This is a genomic window from Bacillus sp. B25(2016b) (assembly GCF_001679765.1).
Classification (GTDB): Bacteria; Bacillota; Bacilli; order Bacillales; family Bacillaceae_G; genus Bacillus_A; species Bacillus_A thuringiensis_K.
Genome location: NZ_CP016285.1, coordinates 587,779 through 609,313, shown reverse-complemented (window position 1 = coordinate 609,313; position 21,535 = coordinate 587,779). Strand labels below are relative to the sequence as shown.

Here is a 21,535-nt window from a genome sequence, read left to right as displayed (position 1 = left end):
TCTGAGATTTGACCTTTTTTAAATACTTAACGATTTCCGTACGTATCAAACCAAAGCTGAATATATCCAGCAGTAACACGTTGTGCATCCATTAAACGCTTACCTGTCATTGGTGTAACTTCAGCGCGCCATTTATCTGCATATTCTTGTGATACAGCAGCTCTCACGAACCAATCTTTCGTATTATCATTTACAATGCCAGCGTAATCTTGTTTCGCAACTACTGCCGCTCCATGAATCCAATCTTCTGGATTCGTACCTTTCCAGTTCCAATATCCATTTCCATCCGTTACTTTATAGTTATCTTTTATCGTATCTACAAAGTTTTCATATTTAGAATGGAACCCTTGTGGATATGAAAGGTTCGTAAAGTTTGCCGCATGCATCGGTTGATTTACATCCCCTAAATAATGAAGAGATAATCCTAAATAGAAGAATGCTTGTTTCATATCTTTATTTTTGTAAGACTCACCAGCTAATTTAAAATATTTAGCTCCCGTTTCCTTTGCCTGCTTTGCATACGGAATATAAGTTTTCCCATTGTCAGGGTCATAGAAATGTGAAGCAAATGTGCTATTATCATAATAAGGATTTTCATAGTCAGCAGCATAAATACCGTTCTCTAACTCCGTACGCCATTCATTTAATAGTGCAACTCGATCTTGTTTTACAAGTGTTGTATTACGAGACATAATATCAATTGCACGGTTTACAATCCATAAATGAGAATTCACGCCTTCTTTATGTTTATCTTCAGCAGACCAGCGCGGAATAACTCCAAATCTCTGTGCCCCATCATTTTCATGAGCAAATGCAACACTTTGTAATGGAGCAACTAATGTAATAGCTGCTGCTAAAGCAAGTACTTTCTTTTTCATATAAAATCCTCCATTTTATAATTGAATTATTGTAAACATTTTGTTAGGATCCTATGATGTCGTCCGGTTAACCTATGACTAGAATATCCCACCTTTCACGAAATTTCTATCACTAAATTAAAATATGCAAATGTTCATATCATTATAACTTTATACACAGTGAATATAATGAATAAATACACTTTCATTTTAATAAACTATTATTAAGGCTTGTCTAAACTAATGTAAAAAAAAAGTAAAGCATCTGAATGCTTTACTCTTTTTTTCTATTCGATAATATACTTGGCAATTGTACATTAACTGCTAACTTATGAATAAATCCAAACACTAATCCAATCCCAATAAATATGTATAAGATTGTAAATATCTTTCCGAAATCAGTTTGCGGACTAAAATTCCCATCACCGACAGTCGTCAACGTGACCACACTAAAATATAAAGCGTCAATAGGACGTAATTCTTCAACTGTACTATAAAAAATCGTACCCGATATTAAAGTCAAAATTGTTAATACGAATAATACTTGAAATTCTTTATCTTTCCACGCTCGTAAACAGGCTCTTAACATTCGCTTTAAAGTTAACAAAAATGAAAGCATTAGATTCTCCCTTCCAAACAAAAATACATTTAGTCAAAGGAAAGTCTATCACCTTTCAGTATAGAAAAAAAGTAGCCCTCTTCTATTTCTAGAAAAGGGCTACTCTATTCGATTCTATCTTATTTAGGTGAAACAAGAATTTTCACTTGTGTTTTATCTTTTACAAGTGCTTCAAATCCTTCTTCAACAACTTGATCGACTGTAATTTTTTTCGTAATTAATTTCTCTGCTTGAATTTGACCAGAGCTAATTAATTTAATAACAGCTGGGAAGATGTGACGGTATCCTAAAATACCAATAACCTCTTTTTCTTTTAATACTAAGTTATTTGGAGTAATTGTTGCGTCTTTTTCCCATACACTAACAATTACAGTTTGTCCTTCGAAGCTTGTACTTTCAATCGCTTGACGTAGTACAACTTCAACACCTGTTACTTCAAAGCTAACATTTACACCTAAACCATTTGTTAAGTTACGAATTTCAGCTAACACATCTTGAGTTGCTGGATTTAATACATAATCCGCACCTGCTAATTTCGCTAACTCTTGACGTTCTTTAGAAAGTTCAACTGCAATAACAGGAGTCGCTCCTGCTGCTTTAGCTGCTTGGATAACAAGAAGTCCAATTGGACCGCAACCAAATACTGCTACAGCTTCCCCTTCTTTTAATTTACTTTGACGTACTGCATGAACTGCTACTGCTGCTGGTTCTACAAGCGCACCTTGTTCATACGTCATTTCATCTGGAATGTGATGAACCATATCTTCTGGTACTACTGTATATTCAGAGAAACCGCCGCCTTCTCCGCCAAGACCGTGGAAAACAAGTTGTTCACAAACATTGTAATGTCCATGTTTACAAGCTTCACATTTACCACAAGAATAAATTGGTTCTACAACAACGCGGTCTCCCACTTTATGAGATGTAACTCCTTCACCAATCTCTATTACCTCACCACTAAACTCATGACCTAAAATAACAGGTGCTTTCACATGTGTTAATGGATGTTCTTCTGTTGGAATAAAAATAGGCCCTGCTAAATATTCATGCAAGTCTGTCCCACAAATACCACACCATTTAACTTTGATTTTCACTGTTCCTGGTTTTACTGTTGGTTCTGGTACTTCTTCTACTCGTACATCACGTTGATTATGCCAAAGTAGTGCTTTCATTTTATACATCCCTCTCTATGTATATACTTAACCTGGTGAAGTTTACAATTCTATTATAATACTTCTATCCATATATTTCAAAAAAACAATCGCATCTCTACTAATTTTTTACAAATAACGTTCAATATTTTGTCACTTTGTACTTTTTTCCACATCTGTTAATTCAATTTCATTGCAGGTGAAATTAGCATTGTGCCATAATAGCATAGGAGAGGTGAATATCGCTTGAAATATTTTATTTACTTTATCGTTATCGTGGCTTTTTTAGATACATTTTCACAATTACCTATTATGAGTACTTTCGCTCAAAGCCTTGGAGGAACCCCTCTTATTATCGGGCTAGTTGTCGGTATGTACTCATTCGCTAATATGATCGGTAATATTATTGCTGGAGCAGCTGTCGATAAATTTGGTGCAAAAAAAATCCTTTATATAAGCATGGGAATTACGAGTTTCATAGTCTTGTTATACACCGTTGTTCAAAGTGGTGAACAACTATTAGTTGTTCGCTTTATGCATGGATTTAGTGATGGCTTTTTAATTCCTGCTGCCTTTACATTTTTATCAAAACAAACAAATGCAAAAAGACAAGGAAAAGCAATGGCTCTATCTGGTGCTGCTGTTGGAACAGCCGCAATCGTAGGACCGGCTTTCAGCGGTATTATGAAAGCAACAGCTGGCGTAGAATGGGTCTTCATTACTATTTCTATTTTAATGGCTCTTGGTACGATCGTATCTCTATTCTTCTTACCAAATAACGTATCAAGAAAAGATACATCAAGAACGCAAATGATGAACAAAGAAGATATGGTTGAACTTTTAAAATCAGAACCGTTATTACAAGCATATATTGGTGCTTTCACATTAATGTTTTCACAAGGAATTGTCACTTATATGTTACCAGTAAAAGTTGAGGCATTAACGCTTAAAGCATCCACAACAGGCATGATGTTAAGTGTATTTGGTATAACTGCTATCCTCTTCTTCTTGCTTCCAACAAATCGTATTTACGATCGATTTAATCGTTCGAAACTAATGCTAATCGGAATTGCAGTTATGGCATTCGCATTATCTTTACTCGGATTATTTGCTACAAAAGGTATGCTCTTTATCGTAATGATGATTTATGGAATTGGATTCGCAATCCTCTTTCCGTCTATTAACGCTTTACTCGTTGAAAATACTACAGACGATAATCGCGGAAAGGCATTCGGATTATTTTATGCCTTCTTCTCATTAGGAGTTGTTGCTGGCTCCTTTACAGTCGGTGCAATCGGAGCATCACCTAGCATCAGCTTCATTATCGGGACAGCATTTTTATTAACATTTGCTGGGATGATTTATGTAAGAAGCAAAGTAAAAAAGACAATGATGGGATAATCCATCGTTGTCTTTTTTAAAATGCATATTGATATAATCCGTAATATAATAGAAGCGTTGGAATAATTCCAATTACTTTAAATATAAAAGGTAACGGCTCATCTCGCTCTTCATATAAACGAAAAACAAAAACTGCAGTTAAAGTCCAAATGACGCTAAACAAGAAGATACATTTCCAAACAATTGAGGTTAATATTTGTATATCAAATACAAAACCAAAGAGCCCTATCGAATAGAACTCTTTTTGCCCAATATATTACTTTTGTGTATAACTAAATAACAATGTAAATAAATTGAGCCGTAAAGGCAATAATACATCTCCTCTTTTAAACAGAAAGTTTATAAATACTGACGATACTTCGACAATTTCCTCGGAAATATTTCCTTTCCCCACATAATTTGATACAGTACACATGAATAAACACTTGTATTACATAAAGTGAAACTTTAATCAGTGGGGGTTTGTTCATCCCCACTGATTATTAGTTGAACCAATCGGGCTTTTACGGGCAGTTGATCTCCCACCTAATTTCTTTACTTCCGCTGAATTTTGAGGTGGGGATCTTACTGACCGTTAATGCGGGATAAACTAAAATAATAACTTACTGTACAAATTAAAATAATAACTTACTGTACAAATTAAAAAGCACACTCTTCATATGAAGAATGTGCTTTTATGTTATTAACGTTTAATCCAAACAGCGCCTGCCGATTTATCTTCTGCCTGTCCAACAACTTGGAATTTAAGTCCAAGGTTTGGAACTTTTCTTCCTGCGTCTGCAATTTGCTTGTTACTATATACTTTTGAATCATTAAAAGTTGTAACACCTTGTAATCCAGAATAGTTAAACTGACCACGTGTTAATGAATTTACACTCCATGCTGGTGTTTTATCAAATGAAAATGCAGCATCTGCAATTTGCATGCCCGTATTACCGTATGCTGGTTTGCCGTTTAAATTACCAACTAGCGCTTCTGGATGAGAGTCAACAACACCAAGGAATCCTTCACCTGGATGCATCCCAACCCAGTTATCTTTGAAACTATCATCTGCATACCAAACGACAAGACCTGTATTATACACTGGACCTTTTCCTGCTTTTAAACCATTATCTGATCCCGCATAGTTTCTCCACTCTAAGTAGTAATAATGAGCTTTCTTCTCTGTCCCATCAGAAACAACAAAACCATTTAAATTCATTTTAGACTGTCCTTCTGCATCATCAAAAAATACAACTTGTCCATCAACAGTTACATTTACATTGTCCATCGCAAAACCTTTATATGTTACAGCCGGATCTGTAATATAGTCGAATTGTAGTTTCACTTTTTTGCCTTTAAATTGACTTAAATCATATGATTTATCAATCCATTTCCCATCTGTTGTATCTTTATCTCCTTGGACTACTTTTTCTCCAAGTCTATCAATTAATGTTTTCGTTCCATCTTCTGTTACTGCATGTACTTCGACGAAATCGCACTCTGCTTCTAACTCATAATTTGCTTTATAATCGAATTTTGCATTTGTTCCTTTCGTTAAATCAAAGAATGGTGTCTCTAACGTTGTATGCATATCATCGCCTCTTGTACTATAATATGCATGCTTTCCAAACTCCGGTTTAATCGTTTCAACACTTTTACCTGGTAAGTTAACACGTACAACGCCGGGACGATTTGATTTCGTAACACTTTGATCAATATATGTAGGAACTCCCACACCACTCTTAATTTTATCGTAATCTACTTCTAATATTTTTGCCCAGTTGCCACCCATATTCTTTTGTAAGAAGTCTTTATTTTGTGGTGAAAAACTAGTCGGCTCTGTTCCTGCGATTTTCCCTGTCCAACTACCTCCACTCATTAATGACCAAGCTTCGACTGGTGAACCATTTCCAGTATATTTCGTGTCATATTCATCTGGTAATCCAAGATCATGCCCAAATTCATGTGCAAACACACCTACAGCTCCATCTTCTGGTTCAATTGTGTAATCATGTGCTGCTACTTTACCACCAAAGTATTCTACCTTTGATTTCGTACCTTCAATCGCTACTGGATCTACTGCTAATTTTGAACGATGTGACCAGATTGCATCATCACCTAATTTACCGCCACCAGCTTCTTGACCAACACCAGCATGGATTACCATTAAATGATCAATTACACCGTCAGGTTCATTTTGATTCCCGTCTCCGTTTGTATCATATCTATCAAATTGATCAAACTGGGATAAATCTAGTCCTTTCTCAGCAGCTGCATGCAAAGCTTCTTTCACTAAATCACGTGCACCTTTCGGACCTTTATTATCGTGACCACTGCTACCATCAGCTCCATAATCAGATGCTTTTCCGGGAACAGTTAGCCACTCCGTTACATATCCGTCTGTCGTATAACTACCACCAGACTGCTCTTCATAGTATTGTTTAAACGTTTTTACTTTTGAACCATCAAATAATGTATAAGGCTCCTTACCGAACAACATCTTTTGATAATGTTCTCTACTAAAGTCTTTCGAATACATATAACCTGGTGTTTGATCAATATTATTATGTTTATAATCACTAAATTCAACGAGTAGCACTAATACTTTATCCGATCGAACAGATCCTTTATATGGAGCTTGCTTTGCTTTTGAAGTTGGAACTTGCCCATTCAATTGCTTTTTATTTGGTTCTGGCTTTTGCTCAAGATTAATATTTTTTTCAGTCTTTTTTACATTTTCCTTTTCTTCCATCTTTTTCTCTTTTACTTTTTTTGTGAAATCAGACGTTTCTTGTGAGTGAGCATCTGGAAGAATTTCTTTGTTCGCCTGATCTCCTTGTTTCTTTTCAATATATTGCTCGACAGCCTTTTTCGTCTCTTCTTTAGAAGATGCTGGATTAATTGTTCCTCTTTCTTTCAAAGCTTCCGCTAAACGATCTTCTTGAATTAAATTGTAATCAATTGGCGTTGTAGACACATTCTCTTTCTCTTTTGCTGGCGTTTCTGCATATGCTAACGGCGCACTCATTACAGATGTGCATCCGATAATTGCTGCAATTGCTAATGATGACAACACTTTAAATGGGGCTTTTCTTCTCATTCCATTTCTCTCCTTTTATAAAACTTAAAATTCAGATAAATCGGTGCATTTTTGTCGAAATCTCTGTTTACTACCCTCCCTATATAAAAAGACATAATTCTATAAACATTAAACTTTCTGTTATAGAATCATGCCCTCCAGTTTTCTGGTCAGACCCTCTATCTGTTTATCCCTTGGTTTAACTAATAATCAGTGTGGTGATGAACAAAGCCCCCACTGATTAAAGTTCCACTTTATATCGAAATATGAAAAATAAAGAGTTATGTGATATATATTAAATATCTTATATAACAAATTTAAAAGACAATATGCAAAATTGCATGAAAATTCTTTTAAATAAAAAAGAATCCTAGTCAATTAAACTAGGATTCTTGATTTTCTATTATTTCTCTTGTGTTTTTTCCCAATCAGCTAAGAATTTCTCAATTCCTTGATCTGTTAATGGGTGCTTCACTAATGAAGCAATTACGTTTGCTGGGATTGTTGCAATATGTGCACCGTTTAATGCTGCGTCAGTTACGTGAACACTGTGACGTACAGATGCTGCAATGATTTCTGTTTCGATGCCATGAATCGCAAAGATTTCTGCGATTTGACGAATTAAGTCCATACCGTTATGACCGATATCGTCTAAGCGACCTAAGAATGGTGAAACGTATGTTGCACCAGCACGAGCTGCAAGTAACGCTTGAACTGCTGAGAATACTAATGTAACGTTTGTACGAATTCCTAAGTCAGAGAATGCTTTTACTGCTTTTAAACCTTCTGTTGTCATTGGAACTTTTACAACAACGTTTGGAGCAATTTTCGCTAATTCTTTTCCTTCTTCAATCATTTTATCAGCTTCTAAGCTAATTACTTCTGCACTTACAGGACCTTCTACAACGTTGCAAATTTCACGAATGCGCTCGTGAAAATCTACGCCTTCTTTTGCTACAAGTGATGGATTTGTCGTTACTCCAGCTAATACGCCTAATGCATTTGCCTCTTTAATTTCGTTAATGTTTGCTGTATCAATAAAGAATTTCATTTGTTGTTCTTCCTTCCTAATTTTCATTTTATATTTATTTATTTTTCTTAATAAGCTCTAATTCAATCGGAATAGATTTGTCCACTTTTTTACCTTGTGTTATCTCTTTTGCTGTTTGCATCGCCTTCTCTCCGATTAATTCTGGTTTTTGAGCGACTGTTGCAGCCATACGCCCATCATTAACCGCTTTCACAGCATCTTCTGTTGCATCAAATCCAACAACGACTACATCCGTTTTTCCAGCAGACTTCAATGCTTCAAGTGCACCTAATGCCATCTCGTCGTTATGCGCAAACACGGCTTTAATATCGCTATTTGCTTGCAAAATGTTTTCCATAACAGATAATCCTTTCGCTCTATCAAAATCAGCCGCTTGTTTGGCAACTACTTGTAAAGACTTATCGGCTACGTTATGGAATCCTTTCCCACGTTCACGAGCAGCAGACGATCCAGGGATTCCTTCTAACTCAGCAACGTTTGCTCCATCGCCGACTAATTCACGAATGTAATCACTAGCCATTTGACCACCTTCGATATTATTAGATGCAATGTGAGAAACAACCTTACCTGAATTCGCAACGCGGTCTACTGTAATAACAGGAACATTCGCTGCATTTGCCGCACTTACTGCTGAAGCAACAGCATCTGAATCGGTCGGATTAATAACAACTACATCGACACCCTTTTGAATTAAATCTTCAACATCGTTCGTTTGCTTTGCTGCATCATTTTGTGCATCAACAGCAATCAATTCGATGCCGCTATCTTTCGCTTTCTTTTCTGCACCCTTTTTCAAAGTTACAAAGAAGGGATTATTTAAAGTTGAAACAGAGAATCCAACTTTAATAGTTTTATTTCGACCTTTATCGCTAGAATCCTTTGCCCATTCTGGTGGTTCCATTGAACAACCAGCAGTAATGACCATAATACATGCAACGAGTATAAGTAACCATTTCTTCATGAACTGTCCCTCCATTACGCTTCTTTTCGGCGATCAATTAATACAGCTAGTAAGATTACAAGTCCTTTTACAACTTGTTGGAAGAAAGAAGATACACCTAATAAATTTAAACCGTTATTTAGTACACCGATAATAAGTACACCGATGAATGTACCAACAATCCATCCTCTTCCCCCAGAAAGACTTGTTCCACCTAATACAACTGCTGCAATTGCATCTAATTCATAAGAAGTACCTGCAGTCGGCTGTGCAGAATCTAATCGTGATGTTAAGACAATACCTGCAAGCGCTGCCAAAATTCCGGAAAGACCGTAAATCATTACTTTAATTCTCGTAACATTAATACCTGATAGTGCTGCTGCTTCTTCATTTCCACCAATTGCAAATGTACGGCGACCAAATGTCGTTTTCTTCAAAATGAAGTACAGTACTGCGAAAGCGATCATCATTGTAACAGCTGGTACAGGAATACCAAGAAAATAACCGCGGCCAAACATCTGGAACATTAAATGATCACCAAGACCAGTGATCGGACGTCCGTCCATATAAACAAGCGTCAACCCACGAAAAATAGTCATTGTTGCTAAAGTTGCAATAAATGGAGCTACTTTTCCTTTCGCAATGATGATACCGTTTACAATTCCCATTACAAGACCTGCTAATAGTCCAACTGCCATTGCAAGGAACGGATCCATGCCACTTGCCATCATTCCAGCAACAAGTGCACTTGATAATGCTAAAATAGAACCTACCGATAAGTCAATACCCCCTGTTAAAATTACGAAGGTCATTCCGAATGCAATAAGCGCATTAATCGATACTTGACGCAGTATATTAAATAAATTTGGAATTTCAATAAACGCTGGATTTAAAGCTGTAATTACGACGATAATTAATACTAAACCGATTAAAGAACCGAGTTGTTGTAATACATTCCCCTTCTTAGCCATCCTTACTCTCCCCCTGTAGCTAGTGCCATAATAGACTCTTGTGATGCCTCATCTTTCCCTAAAATTCCGCCGACTTTTCCTTCATGAATAACAAGAACTCGATCACTCATCCCTAAAACTTCCGGAAGCTCAGATGATACCATAATAACGGCATCGCCTTGCTCTGTAAGCTTATTCATAATAGAGTAAATTTCTTTTTTCGCTCCAACATCAACACCTCTTGTTGGCTCATCTAAAATGAGTAATTGCGGATAAATGCCTAGCCATTTTGCGATTACAATCTTTTGCTGATTTCCACCAGAAAGAGATTTCACTGCCTGCTCTCCGCTAGATGCTTTCACATTAAGAAGCTTCATCATATCCTCTGTAAACTGTTGTTCTAGCTCATTGCTTAGAACACTTCCCTTTGAAAGACTTTCTAAATTCGGTAAAGCTAAATTTTCTCGAATTGAAAAATCTAACACTAATCCTTCAGACTTTCTATCTTCTGTAATAAAAGCAATTCTTTGTCTAATTGCATCTATTGGACTATCAATCTTTACTTCTTGTCCATTTATAAAAATTTGTCCAGAGTCTAAAGGTTCATAACCAAATATCGCTTTCATAATATCAGTGCGACCAGCCCCCATCAAACCAGCTACACCAAGGATTTCACCTTTCCTCACTTGAAACGAAACATTTTCAAATTTCCCTTTCTTCGTTCCGTTACGCATTTCAAAAATGATATCACCAATTTGACTATTTCGCTCTGGGTAACGTTCACCAATGCTGCGCCCCACCATCATACTCACTACTTCATCAAATGATGTTTCTGGAATTAATCTCTTTCCCACGTATTCTCCATCACGCAAAATCGTAATAGCATCACATATTGAGAAAATCTCTTCCATACGATGCGAAATGTACACGAATGAAACACCTTCTTTACGTAACTTATTAATTACTGTAAAGAGCGTTTCGATTTCACGATCCGTCAGTGCCGCAGTAGGTTCATCCATAATAATAACGCTCGCGTTTGTCATTAATGCTTTCGCAATTTCGATAATTTGCTGTTGTCCAACCGATAATTCCTCTGCTAACATAGCGCCTCTTACATGCAATCCTAGCTCTGCTAGTTGTTGCTGCGCAATCGCGTTCATTTGTCGAGTGCGTAAAATACCTGTTTTCCCATACATTAACTCTTTACCGAGAAACATATTTTCAGCTACTGTTAAATTCGGCAATATGTTTAGTTCTTGATGTATAAATGCGATGCCGTACTCTTCAGCTTCTTTCGCATTTTTAAAGGTGCGCTCTTGCCCATCAATCGTGATCGTCCCACCATCTTTTTTATATACACCTGTTAAAATCTTCATGAGCGTTGATTTACCCGCTCCATTTTCCCCCATCAATGCATGAACTTCTCCTGTTTCAATCATAAACTGTGCATTCTTCAAAACAGGATTGCCATTGAACGCTTTTGAAATATTTTTCATTTCAATATGCATTCTCATCACTTCCCTTTATTAAAAAATCACGCCTGCATGTAAAATTATATTTGCATAAGGCGTAGCCTCACCTGTACGAATAATCGCCTTCGCTTTCTTTGTATGCTCTTTAAATTGTTCATGAGATACATACTCAAATGCTGGCTCTATTAATTTCTGCTCGATTTCTTTATTTACTTCCGCATTCTTTATAATGACTTCTTCTGCTAACGTCACTTTTTCAATTGCCATATCATCAGCTACAACTTGTAACACCTCTAAAAAACTCGGTTTTCCAATCTCAACAGCTAAATCAATTCGTTTTACTCCATCCGGAATCGGCAACCCGCAATCAGCAATTACAACCATATCTGTATGCCCAAGTGAAGCAAGGACTGCCGCGATTTCACTGTTTAATACACCATGCTTTTTCATCCAACAATCACCTGCACTTCACGTACTCGATCTCTCGTTGGCATACCGCCCTGTGCTCCAAGTTTTGTTACAGAAAGACCACCAGCAATATTCGCGAAACGAATTGCTTTTTGAAGTGTCTCTCCTTCAGAAAGTGCAACTGCTAGCGCACCATTAAATGTATCACCAGCTCCAGTTGTATCCACTACATCAACAGCAATGCTAGGAACATGTACAATCTCTGTTCCATTATGGAAACGGACACCTTTAGAACCTTCTGTCATCAATAATTTATTTGGATACTTCGCCAATAAATCTTCAATTGGTGATGTAAAATCATCTAATACGATGCGGCACTCATGTTCATTTGGCGTAATATAAGTTGCTTTTTCTAAAATATCTTCTGATAAAACTTGTGCTGGCGCTGGATTCAACATAACAGGAATGTTATGTTCCTCACAAATAGCTAATACATATTTTACTGTTTCAAGTGGAATTTCCAGTTGAAGAACAACCATATCCGCTTTTACAAGAAGGTCTTTGGAGCGATCTACCACTGACTTGTTTACAAAAGCATTTGCCCCTTGTACGACAACGATACTGTTATCTTCTTCTGCTAAAACGATATGAGCAATTCCTGTCGTTCTATCTGTAACCGGTACCACATAATCGATAAAAACGCGTTCGTCCTCTAAATTTTTTCTAACTACTGTTCCATAATCATCATTTCCTACGGCTCCAACCATTGCTACATTTGCTCCTAACCTAGCTGCAGCAACTGCTTGGTTTGCCCCTTTCCCTCCTGGGATTGTATGAAACTCTTCACCAATTACTGTTTCTCCTGCTTTCGGCCGTTTCTTTGAAACAGCCACTAAGTCCATTGAAATGCTTCCTACTACTGCAATATTTGGCATCTGTTTCATCTCCTTACTTCGTTGTATTTCGTTCTATAATTTCAATCGGTAAACGATAGTGTTTCTCTTCTAATGTATTTCCTTCCATTTGCTCTAGCAACAACTCTGTTGCAATTTTCCCCATTTCATATATCGGTTGTGCAACTGTTGTAATAGATGGATACATCATTTCCGTTAAAGAAATTCCATCAAATCCGATAATTTGTAAATCATTTGGAATGACAATCCCCTTTTGAAGTGCAGCCTTTACAATACCAATCGCAATTAAATCATTCCCAGCAACAATACCATCAATATGCGGGTATTCTTCTAATAATTCCATCGCTACACGCTCACTATTTGCTGGATCAAACGTACTCTCTGCAATCATATACGAAAGATTATTTTGCGTAATAACGTCTACAAAACCTTCAAAGCGTTCATTTGCAGTACTCACATCACGTGGACCGCGAATATGTGCAATATGTTTACATCCTTTATCTAGTAACAACTTTGTCGCAGCCTGACTTCCTGCATAGTTATCTGCATATACAGTAGGAATACGCTCATTAAACATACGGTCAATCGCAACAACTGGAACAGATACATTCATGTAATTAACACTATTTTGTGGATTCGTTGCTACAATAAATCCATCTACATTATTTTGTCTAAGCACATCAATATATTGTTTCTCTTTTTCTAAACTTTCATCAGAGTTACAAAGGACAACTGTGTAACCTTGTTTATGTGCTACATCTTCTACGGCACGTGCAACTTCCGGAAAGAATGGATTCACGATATTTGGAACAACTAAGCCAATTAAACGAGACTTTTTATTATACAGTGAACGCGCTACTGTACTAGGCTTATAATCTAACATCTCAATTGCACGTTCTACCTTTTTTAATGTATCTTCGTGAACATATCCATTTTTATTTAGAACTCTGGAAACGGTCGCAACAGATACTCCCGCTAATTTCGCAACGTCTTTGATCGTACTCATTCTCTTTTCTCCTCACTTCATGTAACCGTTTACAGAAAATAATATAACGTATTTCTAAAAATACGTCAATCATTTCTCACTAAAAAGCTTTTAAGGTTATACTCAAAGAAGCACCGCCATAAGGCGATGCTTCTTCATTATGAGTATGATACAGTTTTTTCTTTTTCTTCTACAGCAGGCTCTTCAGCATCTTTTTTACGATCTGATAGTTTAATTTTTTGTAAGAAAATCGTAAAGATAGCACCTACTACGATAAATACTAATCCTGTTAAGAATACAGTATGAAGCGAGTCTACTAAAGAGTTTTTCAAAATAGGTACAATACTGTTAGCGAACGCTTCTGGCATTTGTTTTAATGCCTCTGGGCTAAATAGCATCGAATATAAACCTTGTGGATCTGTGTGAATCATATCTTTAAATTTCGTTACCATTTGTCCCGCTTCTTTCGGGAATGTATCTAATACAGGTACTAAATTCTTTGTTAATGTCGTACCTGAAGTGTTATTCATAATTGATCCTAAAATTGTAATACCAAATGTACCACCGATTTGTCGGAAGAACTGACTTGATGATGTTACAACACCAAGGTCTTTTTTCGGGAAGCTTTCTTGTAACGCTAATGTTAATGTCGGCATTACAAGACCCATTCCTAAACCGATAACCATCATATAAGAAGTAGCTGTAAGCTTCGTTGTGTGCATATCCATCGTTGTTAATAACCAGAAACCACCGGCCATAATAAGCATACCTGCGATAATTTGTGGTTTTACACCAACTTTTAATACAAGTTGCCCACCGATAATACTCATCACAATCATTGTAATCATCATTGGAGTCATAATTGTTCCTGATTCAGCAGCACTTACTCCTACAATACCTTGCATGAAGAATGGTACGAACATAATCGCGCCGAACATTCCAATACTCATAAAGAATCCAATCGCATTCAGTATTGTAAATGTGCGATTTTTAAAGAAATGCATTGGTAAAATTGGCTCTTCAGCTTTCGTTTCAACGATAACAAAGCTAACAATACCAATTACAGCTAGTGCAAATAAACCGATAATTTGCCAAGAATCCCATGCATAATCTTTTCCGCCAAACGTTAGCGCAAGTAATAAACTTACAACACCGAGAATCATCGTAAAGATTCCAGCGATATCAATTTTAATTGGTCCTGTTTGTTTATGCGATTTTAATCCCATTGCAATAAAGATTGTTGCTAAAATACCAACCGGTAAGTTAATGTAGAATACCCATCTCCAGTTCACTGCATCTACAATCCAACCACCAACTTGTGGTCCAATTACAGAAGCAAGGCCGTATAACGCACCAAAAATACCTTGCCATTTTGCACGTTCTTTCCCCGTGAACATATCTCCAATAATAATCATAGCCATTGGCATCATAATACCGCCACCAAGACCTTGAATACCACGGAAAATAATTAATTCTGTCATACCATTTGCCATACCACATAACGCCGAACCAATCATGAAAATAACTAGCCCTGTTATATATACGTTACGACGACCAAGTAAATCCGCTAATTTACCTGCAATTGGTACAACTGTCGTTGATGTTAACATATAAGCTGTTGTTAACCATGTCATTAAACTTAATCCACCTAGGTCACCGACGATACGTGGCATTGCTGTACCAACAATTGTTCCATCTAATGCAGCAAATAGCATCGCGATAATTAAACCGATTAACAACAACTTTCTATTTTGATTTTCTTGTTGCTCCATGTAATCTCCTCAATTCCTCTTAGTTATTCTCTTTTTTCTCTTGTGTCCCACAAATAATGGTTTCTAACTTCTCAAAGAGACGTAATAAATCTTCTCTTTCTTGCAACTCTAAATGTGAAAAGTATTTTGCAATATGCTCGTTACGAGCTGTCATTGCCTCTTCTACTCTAGATTTCCCCTTTTTCGTTAACTCGATGATGACAACGCGACGGTCATCTTTGTCGTGATAGCGTTCTACAAGTTCTTGATCGATTAGACGATCAATCATCACTGTAATCGCGCTAGGCTTCACATACATCTTTTTCGCTAATGTTGTCGCTCTTGAAGCCCCATAATGATCTAAAATCTTTAAAATATAAAACTGCGGTGGTGTAAGTCCTGTCGCTTGCATTTGTTCTAATAACTCCGTCTGCATTTTCTTTCCAATCGAAAAGGCAAGAGCTTGAATTTTATCGATATGCGTCATATCATTTGGCATGTTATCCACCTCTTATTTAAACAATAAAATATTTAATGTATTTAAATATTAATCCCACGAACAAAATCCGTCAATACTTTTATTCATAAAAACGTTTACATTTTTGTCACAAAGTTGTATAATTTTCGACGAAGTTAATATTGACAGTCACGGAGAAACGGAGTACACGGCTATGAATCATAAAAAAGGAAACTTTTTTATATTTCATGGCCTTTTTATGTTCTCTGTCTTAAAACGCTTCGAATTAATTAGGGGAGGATTTTCATTTTATGTTTTTCACACAATTATTTAAACCTGCGCCCCACGCGGAATGCTTACCAGCTGATCGCGTTGATAGCGAATACCGTAAATTACGTTTACAAGTATTCTTAGGTATCTTCATCGGTTATGCAGGTTACTACTTTGTTCGAAAAAACTTTTCACTAGCAATGCCATACTTAATCGAGCAAGGCTTTAGTAAAGGGGAACTTGGGGTTATCCTTTCAGCAGTTTCTATCGCTTACGGATTAAGTAAATTTCTTATGGGTATCGTATCCGATCGTTGTAATCCTCGCTACTTTTTAGCAGCTGGGCTATTTTTATCAGGTATCATTAATATTATTTTCGGCTCATTTTCTTTCATTACAACGAGCATTATACTTATGTTTGTACTTCAGTTTTTAAATGGATGGGTACAAGGTATGGGATGGCCTCCTTGTGGTCGTACGATGGTTCACTGGTTCTCTATTAGCGAACGTGGTACAAAAATGTCTATTTGGAACGTCGCTCATAATGTTGGCGGAGCGCTTATGCCTTCCCTTGTAACATTAGGCTTATACTTCTTCGCAGATGACTGGAAAAGTATTTTTTACTTCCCAGGTATTCTTTCAATTTTAGTTGGTATTTATGTATTAATTACGATGAAAGATACGCCTCAATCTTGTGGACTACCTTCTATTGAAGAACATACTGGGGAATATCCACCAGATGAAAAAGTAAAAGATCGCGAACGCGAGCTTTCAGTAAAGGAAATTTTGTTTAAATATGTATTAAACAATAAGTTTTTATGGTACATCGCTATTGCGAACGTTTTCGTATATTTCGTACGTTACGGCGTTGTAGACTGGGCTCCTACTTATTTAGTAGAAGAAAAAAGCTTTACTCATAGTAGCTCACGTACTGCTTACGCTCTATATGAATGGGCTGGTATTCCAGGTACACTTCTTTGCGGATGGATGAGTGATAAACTATTTAAAGGACGTCGTGCACCTGCTGGTATTTTATTTATGGTTGGTGTATTTATCGCAGTTCTTGTTTACTGGTTAAACCCTCCTGGTAATCCAATGGTTGATAGTATCGCACTTGTCGCAATTGGATTTTTAATTTACGGACCGGTTATGTTAATTGGTCTACACGCTCTAGATTTAGCACCAAAGAAAGCTGCTGGAACTGCAGCAGGCTTAACTGGATTCTTCGGTTACTTAGGCGGAGCTGCTTTCGCTAGTGCAGCTATGGGCTTTATCGTAGATGCATTCGGATGGGATGGCGGATTCATCTTATTACTCGCATCTTGCGTACTTGCAATGTTCTTCCTTGCTCTTACTTTAAAGACAGGGTCAGTAAAATCAAAACAAGCTTAAATAACATATAACAAGCATAAAAATAGCTCTTAGCATCTACATACATGCTAAGAGCTATTTTTTATTTTCATTGCTGTTCCTACTAATAATAACAACCAATTCCTTCCCTACTCTAATATTAAAAGATTTGATGAAACACCTTTATTAAAACAGCTAACGTAACAGATGCAGCAAATCCCCCTAGACAAATTAAACTTACCCCTTGACTATATGACAAATTTTGAAATGATTTCATTGCTTCCATCCTCCCTATCTCCCCTTTGATACTTTTATTTTACCAATGGGAAAAATTTCATAACATCGATTTCTCTAACAACTAACTTACAAATTTGTAAGTTAACATCTTTTCAACTTATATATCTAGTATTTCCACAAATAAGAGTCATTTATACATAAAAAAGACCTCAGTTATACTAAGGTCTTCGTTACATTCTATTTCATTTTATAATCATCACCGGACATTTCACTCGTTTTGCTATTTTATGACTTACACTTCCAAGCACCATTTCTTGCAATGTATTTAATCCTCTACTTCCAGCGATAACAAGATCTATATCTCCTGTATTTACATATTGAACAATCGTATCTCCAGGATCACCATGTAATATCGTAATTGTATAAGAAATGTTCTCTTTCTTTAATAAACCTTCAATCTCTTTTAATTTATCTTTTCGACTAGCTGATATTGTTTCTAAATCTGTTTGACCTTGTATAATATCTGATTTTGCCGTTCTATTATCTACTACGTACACAACTTCAACATTTGTTTCTTCGCTACATTTCGCAATATATGTTGCATGCTCCGCTGCTCGAAGTGCATGTTCAGAACCATCACATGCTAATATAATTTGTTTGTACATATGCTGAATCCCCTTTTCGTTATCCTACTCGTATTATATAATAAAGCCCCCTAAAAAGGAGGCTTTTAACTAGCAATTCTTTTATTATAAGTAGCTAAATTTGCAACAAGTTTTGAGCTACGTTCATTTAATCCCGTTATACTCACTTTCACACCACTTTGTTCATACTTCATGATAACTTTATCAATTGATGCCACTGCTGAATCATCCCATACATGCGCATGAGTAAAGTTCATCTCAATTTCTTTCACATCTTCATTAAATGAAAAAGCATTTATAAAATCTGCCGTAGACGCAAAGAAAAGTTGACCGTGAATTTCGTATATTTTCTTATTTTCAATATATAAATGTTTCACGTGAATCTTTGCCATATTGAATGCAAATAATACGGCACTAATTACTGTCCCAATGACTACGCCTAACCCTAAATTGTGGGTAATAAGAACGACTACTACTGTTACGATCATAACGAATGCATTCCCTTTTGGTACTTTATGAATCGTTGTTACAGAGTTCCAATCAAATGTTCCGATCGAAACCATAATCATAACTGCAACTAATGCTGCCATCGGAATATGAACAACATAATCACCTAAAACGAATAGTAATACAATTAAAAACCCGCCCGCTATAAACGTCGATAATCGTCCGCGTCCACCTGATTTAATATTAATAACAGATTGACCAATCATTGCACAACCTGCCATTCCTCCGAAGAAACCAGCAACAACGTTTGCGATCCCTTGTCCGCGTGCCTCTTTATGCTTATTACTTTCCGTATGCGTCATATCATCTAAAACTGAAGCTGTTAATAAAGACTCTAGTAAACCAATGATTGCAAGCATAACTGCATAAGGTAAAATAATCCCTAATGTTTCTAATGTAAATGGCACATCAGGAATACTAAAGAACGGTAATTCTTTCGGTAGGCTTCCCATATCCCCTACTGTTTTCAACTGTAATCCGCTCATAAGTGCAATACTCGTCACAATAATAATTGAAATAAGCGTAGAAGGTACAGCCGTTGTAATACGTGGAAATAAATATATAATTGCAAGTCCTAATACAACGAGTGCATACATTTGCCAAGTTGCATTTTTAAAATGCGGTAATTGCGCTGTAAAAACTAAAATTCCAAGTGAATTTAAAAAACCACTCATAACAGATTTCGGAACAAACTTCATAAATGAGCTCAGTTTGAACACGCCAAAAATAATTTGGACGATACCTGTTAATATTGTTGTAGCAAATAAATATTGCAAACCATGATCTTTAACAAGCGTTACCATTAATAATGCCATTGCACCTGTTGCAGCTGAAATCATTCCAGTTCTTCCGCCAACAAATGAAATGGTAACCGCAATACAAAAGGCTGCGTATAGTCCAACTGTCGGATCCACGCCTGCAATAACAGAGAAGGCTATCGCTTCAGGGATTAATGCTAAAGCAACGACAATTCCTGATAACACGTCCCCTCTCACATTAGAAAACCAGTCATTTTTTATCGTTTGAAACAAAATACCACTCCTCTACTCCTTTATAATTTGATTTTCTCCATAAGAAAATCTAGCCGACTGCACGAAAGCTATTATATAACGAGTAGAAGATTTTTTGCTATGTAAAAGTTTCCTAAAGAAAAAGACGCTACCTCAGTAGCGCCTTTACTCCTTTTATTAATGCCCATCATGCCCTTGACCACTTTCTTGCACAATCTCTAATCTCTCATCTAATATTCCTTGTGTTTCGAATGAAATATCACTCGTACTTCCTAATAAGAAGCCGTGATTATACGGTCCAAGTGTTGGGTCATCTTTAAACTTCGGCTGAATACTTGCAAGGAAGTCATACACTGGTTGTGAAGCTTTTCCTTCCTCTAAAAAGATAACAGGGGCATGTTTACCCATATGTGAAAATGGTGCCCCAGCAACTGCTAAATCTGGTGTTTTGCTTGAAACAAATGATAAACCGTGACCAGGTTTTATGAATCCCCAGCCAAATTTTGTTTTTTCATCTTTAAACTTCGCAAATGCGATAGAATTTTCTGTTGGATTCTCACCGCTAATACGCGTTACTTTCCCGTATTTGCTTAACTCTTTTTCTACTTCTTTTGAAACAATTTTTTCTGGTCCTAGTAAATATATATTTGCTTTATCTTTTCTCATCTTTAATGCCTCTATTGTCGCTTCTGGCACTTTATCCTTTTCTGTATACAGTAGTGGTTCCGGCATATGAGAAATCCAGTTTACAGCGGGTGTTGTATATAAACGTCCTTCTTCTTCAGACGAACCGATAATAACACTATTTGGGTAGCTTCCTGTTATATCGGTGTATTCTTTATCCACATCTTTAGCGAATATAGCTGGATCCGTTTCCTTTATTTGCTTTACTTTATAATCTTTTAATTGTGCAAGCGTGCTAGCACCTACATCCCCCATTACCATAATTTGTGTTCCATCTTTCGTTCCGAGCGGATTTAGCCGTTTTATTTCTTTTAACGTCATTTCGGGTACCTTTTCTTTTTCTATAAATAAAATCGGCCCGTTATTCGGATGATGAATAAGGTCCGCGCTCGCAATGCCTAATTGCCACTCGCTTGCTGGTACTAAAATAACAGCACCTGGCTGGTTCTCTTTATGGGTTGCTGGCCATATCGTTTGCGAAGTTAACACTGCCATTTGCAGGGGATCATTTGTATTTAACCTCGTCACATTTTTTAGACTTGTCGTTAATAAATCATTCGATGCCCCTTGGTTCATTTCTTTCGGCGCAGTTACTTCCTGAACCATTTTCATTTCCTTTTGCTCTGTTTTCTTCTCTTTTGTAGCTTCATGGTTTTTATGGTCTGTATTCGTTTGTCCACATGCAGCAAGACCCACTGCTGTAATTATTGTTATCCCAAAAATTCGGGTCATTTTTTTCACTATACCGCCTCCTTATGAATCGTTTTTGAGCCAATATCATTACCTAAAATGGAATTTCAACTTTACAATAACAAGC

The 21,535-nt window shown here is 36.6% G+C and carries 19 protein-coding genes and 1 pseudogene; 2 read left to right on the top strand and 18 right to left on the bottom strand.

Annotation, left to right across the window (positions count from 1 at the left end; all coding sequences use genetic code 11):
• Window positions 1-26 precede the first annotated feature (26 nt).
• The 3 genes from cerA to bdhA all read right to left on the bottom strand — a co-directional run bounded on the left by cerA (window position 27) and on the right by bdhA (window position 2,648).
• Window positions 27-878, bottom strand: a complete 852-nt coding sequence (cerA, locus tag BAQ53_RS03145; protein WP_000730995.1) for a phospholipase CerA — start codon at window positions 876-878, stop codon at window positions 27-29.
• Window positions 879-1,131: 253 nt separating this feature from the next.
• The gene (locus BAQ53_RS03140; protein WP_000948209.1) at window positions 1,132-1,476 is read right to left on the bottom strand and encodes a potassium channel family protein; all 345 of its coding nucleotides are present in this window, start codon (window positions 1,474-1,476) and stop codon (window positions 1,132-1,134) included.
• 119 nt (window positions 1,477-1,595) lie between these two features.
• Window positions 1,596-2,648, bottom strand: coding sequence for a (R,R)-butanediol dehydrogenase (gene bdhA / locus BAQ53_RS03135; protein WP_000645827.1), 1,053 nt, complete (start codon window positions 2,646-2,648; stop codon window positions 1,596-1,598).
• A 225-nt stretch (window positions 2,649-2,873) separates the two neighbouring features.
• Here bdhA and BAQ53_RS03130 point away from each other — a divergent pair, with 225 nt between their 5' ends.
• Window positions 2,874-4,028: an MFS transporter gene (locus BAQ53_RS03130; protein WP_046946755.1), complete on the top strand. Its 1,155-nt coding sequence runs from the start codon at window positions 2,874-2,876 to the stop codon at window positions 4,026-4,028.
• 16 nt (window positions 4,029-4,044) lie between these two features.
• Here BAQ53_RS03130 and BAQ53_RS03125 read toward each other — a convergent pair.
• The 11 genes and pseudogenes from BAQ53_RS03125 to BAQ53_RS03075 form a co-directional block, all read right to left on the bottom strand.
• Window positions 4,045-4,257, bottom strand: a pseudogene (locus BAQ53_RS03125) (hypothetical protein); the annotation flags it as partial.
• 453 nt (window positions 4,258-4,710) lie between these two features.
• The gene (gene inhA2, locus BAQ53_RS03120; protein ID WP_208906478.1) at window positions 4,711-7,110 is read right to left on the bottom strand and encodes a M6 family metalloprotease immune inhibitor InhA2; all 2,400 of its coding nucleotides are present in this window, start codon (window positions 7,108-7,110) and stop codon (window positions 4,711-4,713) included.
• Between the two features lie 382 nt (window positions 7,111-7,492).
• The gene (fsa, locus tag BAQ53_RS03115; RefSeq protein WP_000667661.1) at window positions 7,493-8,140 is read right to left on the bottom strand and encodes a fructose-6-phosphate aldolase; all 648 of its coding nucleotides are present in this window, start codon (window positions 8,138-8,140) and stop codon (window positions 7,493-7,495) included.
• 34 nt (window positions 8,141-8,174) lie between these two features.
• Window positions 8,175-9,101: a ribose ABC transporter substrate-binding protein RbsB gene (rbsB, locus tag BAQ53_RS03110; RefSeq protein ID WP_000758971.1), complete on the bottom strand. Its 927-nt coding sequence runs from the start codon at window positions 9,099-9,101 to the stop codon at window positions 8,175-8,177.
• A gap of 14 nt (window positions 9,102-9,115) precedes the next feature.
• Window positions 9,116-10,051 (bottom strand): ABC transporter permease subunit, encoded by a 936-nt coding sequence (locus tag BAQ53_RS03105; protein ID WP_001074641.1) that lies wholly within the window; start codon window positions 10,049-10,051, stop codon window positions 9,116-9,118.
• 2 nt (window positions 10,052-10,053) lie between these two features.
• Entirely contained in the window at window positions 10,054-11,538 is a 1,485-nt protein-coding gene (gene rbsA / locus BAQ53_RS03100) for a ribose ABC transporter ATP-binding protein RbsA (RefSeq protein WP_208906477.1), read from the bottom strand.
• Between the two features lie 18 nt (window positions 11,539-11,556).
• Window positions 11,557-11,952: a D-ribose pyranase gene (gene rbsD / locus BAQ53_RS03095; RefSeq protein WP_000716135.1), complete on the bottom strand. Its 396-nt coding sequence runs from the start codon at window positions 11,950-11,952 to the stop codon at window positions 11,557-11,559.
• On the bottom strand, window positions 11,949-12,845 hold the full coding sequence (rbsK, locus tag BAQ53_RS03090; protein ID WP_061883778.1) for a ribokinase: 897 nt from the start codon (window positions 12,843-12,845) through the stop codon (window positions 11,949-11,951). The genes rbsD and rbsK overlap by 4 nt, the downstream gene beginning before the upstream one ends.
• Before the next feature lie 13 nt (window positions 12,846-12,858).
• The gene (rbsR, locus tag BAQ53_RS03085) at window positions 12,859-13,830 is read right to left on the bottom strand and encodes a ribose operon transcriptional repressor RbsR (protein ID WP_000104059.1); all 972 of its coding nucleotides are present in this window, start codon (window positions 13,828-13,830) and stop codon (window positions 12,859-12,861) included.
• Between the two features lie 137 nt (window positions 13,831-13,967).
• Window positions 13,968-15,581, bottom strand: a complete 1,614-nt coding sequence (locus BAQ53_RS03080) for an MDR family MFS transporter (RefSeq protein ID WP_000437640.1) — start codon at window positions 15,579-15,581, stop codon at window positions 13,968-13,970.
• Between the two features lie 19 nt (window positions 15,582-15,600).
• Window positions 15,601-16,059, bottom strand: coding sequence for a MarR family winged helix-turn-helix transcriptional regulator (locus tag BAQ53_RS03075; RefSeq protein WP_001132366.1), 459 nt, complete (start codon window positions 16,057-16,059; stop codon window positions 15,601-15,603).
• 269 nt (window positions 16,060-16,328) lie between these two features.
• Between BAQ53_RS03075 and glpT the strand changes: the two genes are divergently transcribed.
• The gene (gene glpT / locus BAQ53_RS03070) at window positions 16,329-17,678 is read left to right on the top strand and encodes a glycerol-3-phosphate transporter (RefSeq protein ID WP_208906476.1); all 1,350 of its coding nucleotides are present in this window, start codon (window positions 16,329-16,331) and stop codon (window positions 17,676-17,678) included.
• A gap of 118 nt (window positions 17,679-17,796) precedes the next feature.
• On the opposite strand, the gene BAQ53_RS03065 is transcribed toward glpT, so the two are convergent.
• The 4 genes from BAQ53_RS03065 to BAQ53_RS03050 form a co-directional block, all read right to left on the bottom strand.
• Entirely contained in the window at window positions 17,797-17,913 is a 117-nt protein-coding gene (locus tag BAQ53_RS03065; RefSeq protein WP_000834733.1) for a DUF4027 family protein, read from the bottom strand.
• A gap of 202 nt (window positions 17,914-18,115) precedes the next feature.
• On the bottom strand, window positions 18,116-18,538 hold the full coding sequence (locus BAQ53_RS03060; RefSeq protein WP_000277998.1) for a universal stress protein: 423 nt from the start codon (window positions 18,536-18,538) through the stop codon (window positions 18,116-18,118).
• Between the two features lie 65 nt (window positions 18,539-18,603).
• Complete coding sequence (locus BAQ53_RS03055) at window positions 18,604-20,055, bottom strand: SulP family inorganic anion transporter (RefSeq protein WP_000487913.1); 1,452 nt, start codon at window positions 20,053-20,055, stop codon at window positions 18,604-18,606.
• Between the two features lie 156 nt (window positions 20,056-20,211).
• Window positions 20,212-21,459 carry a cell wall-binding repeat-containing protein gene (locus BAQ53_RS03050; protein WP_000738852.1) on the bottom strand — a complete coding sequence of 416 codons (1,248 nt, stop codon included), beginning with the start codon at window positions 21,457-21,459 and terminating at the stop codon, window positions 20,212-20,214.
• Window positions 21,460-21,535 lie beyond the last annotated feature (76 nt).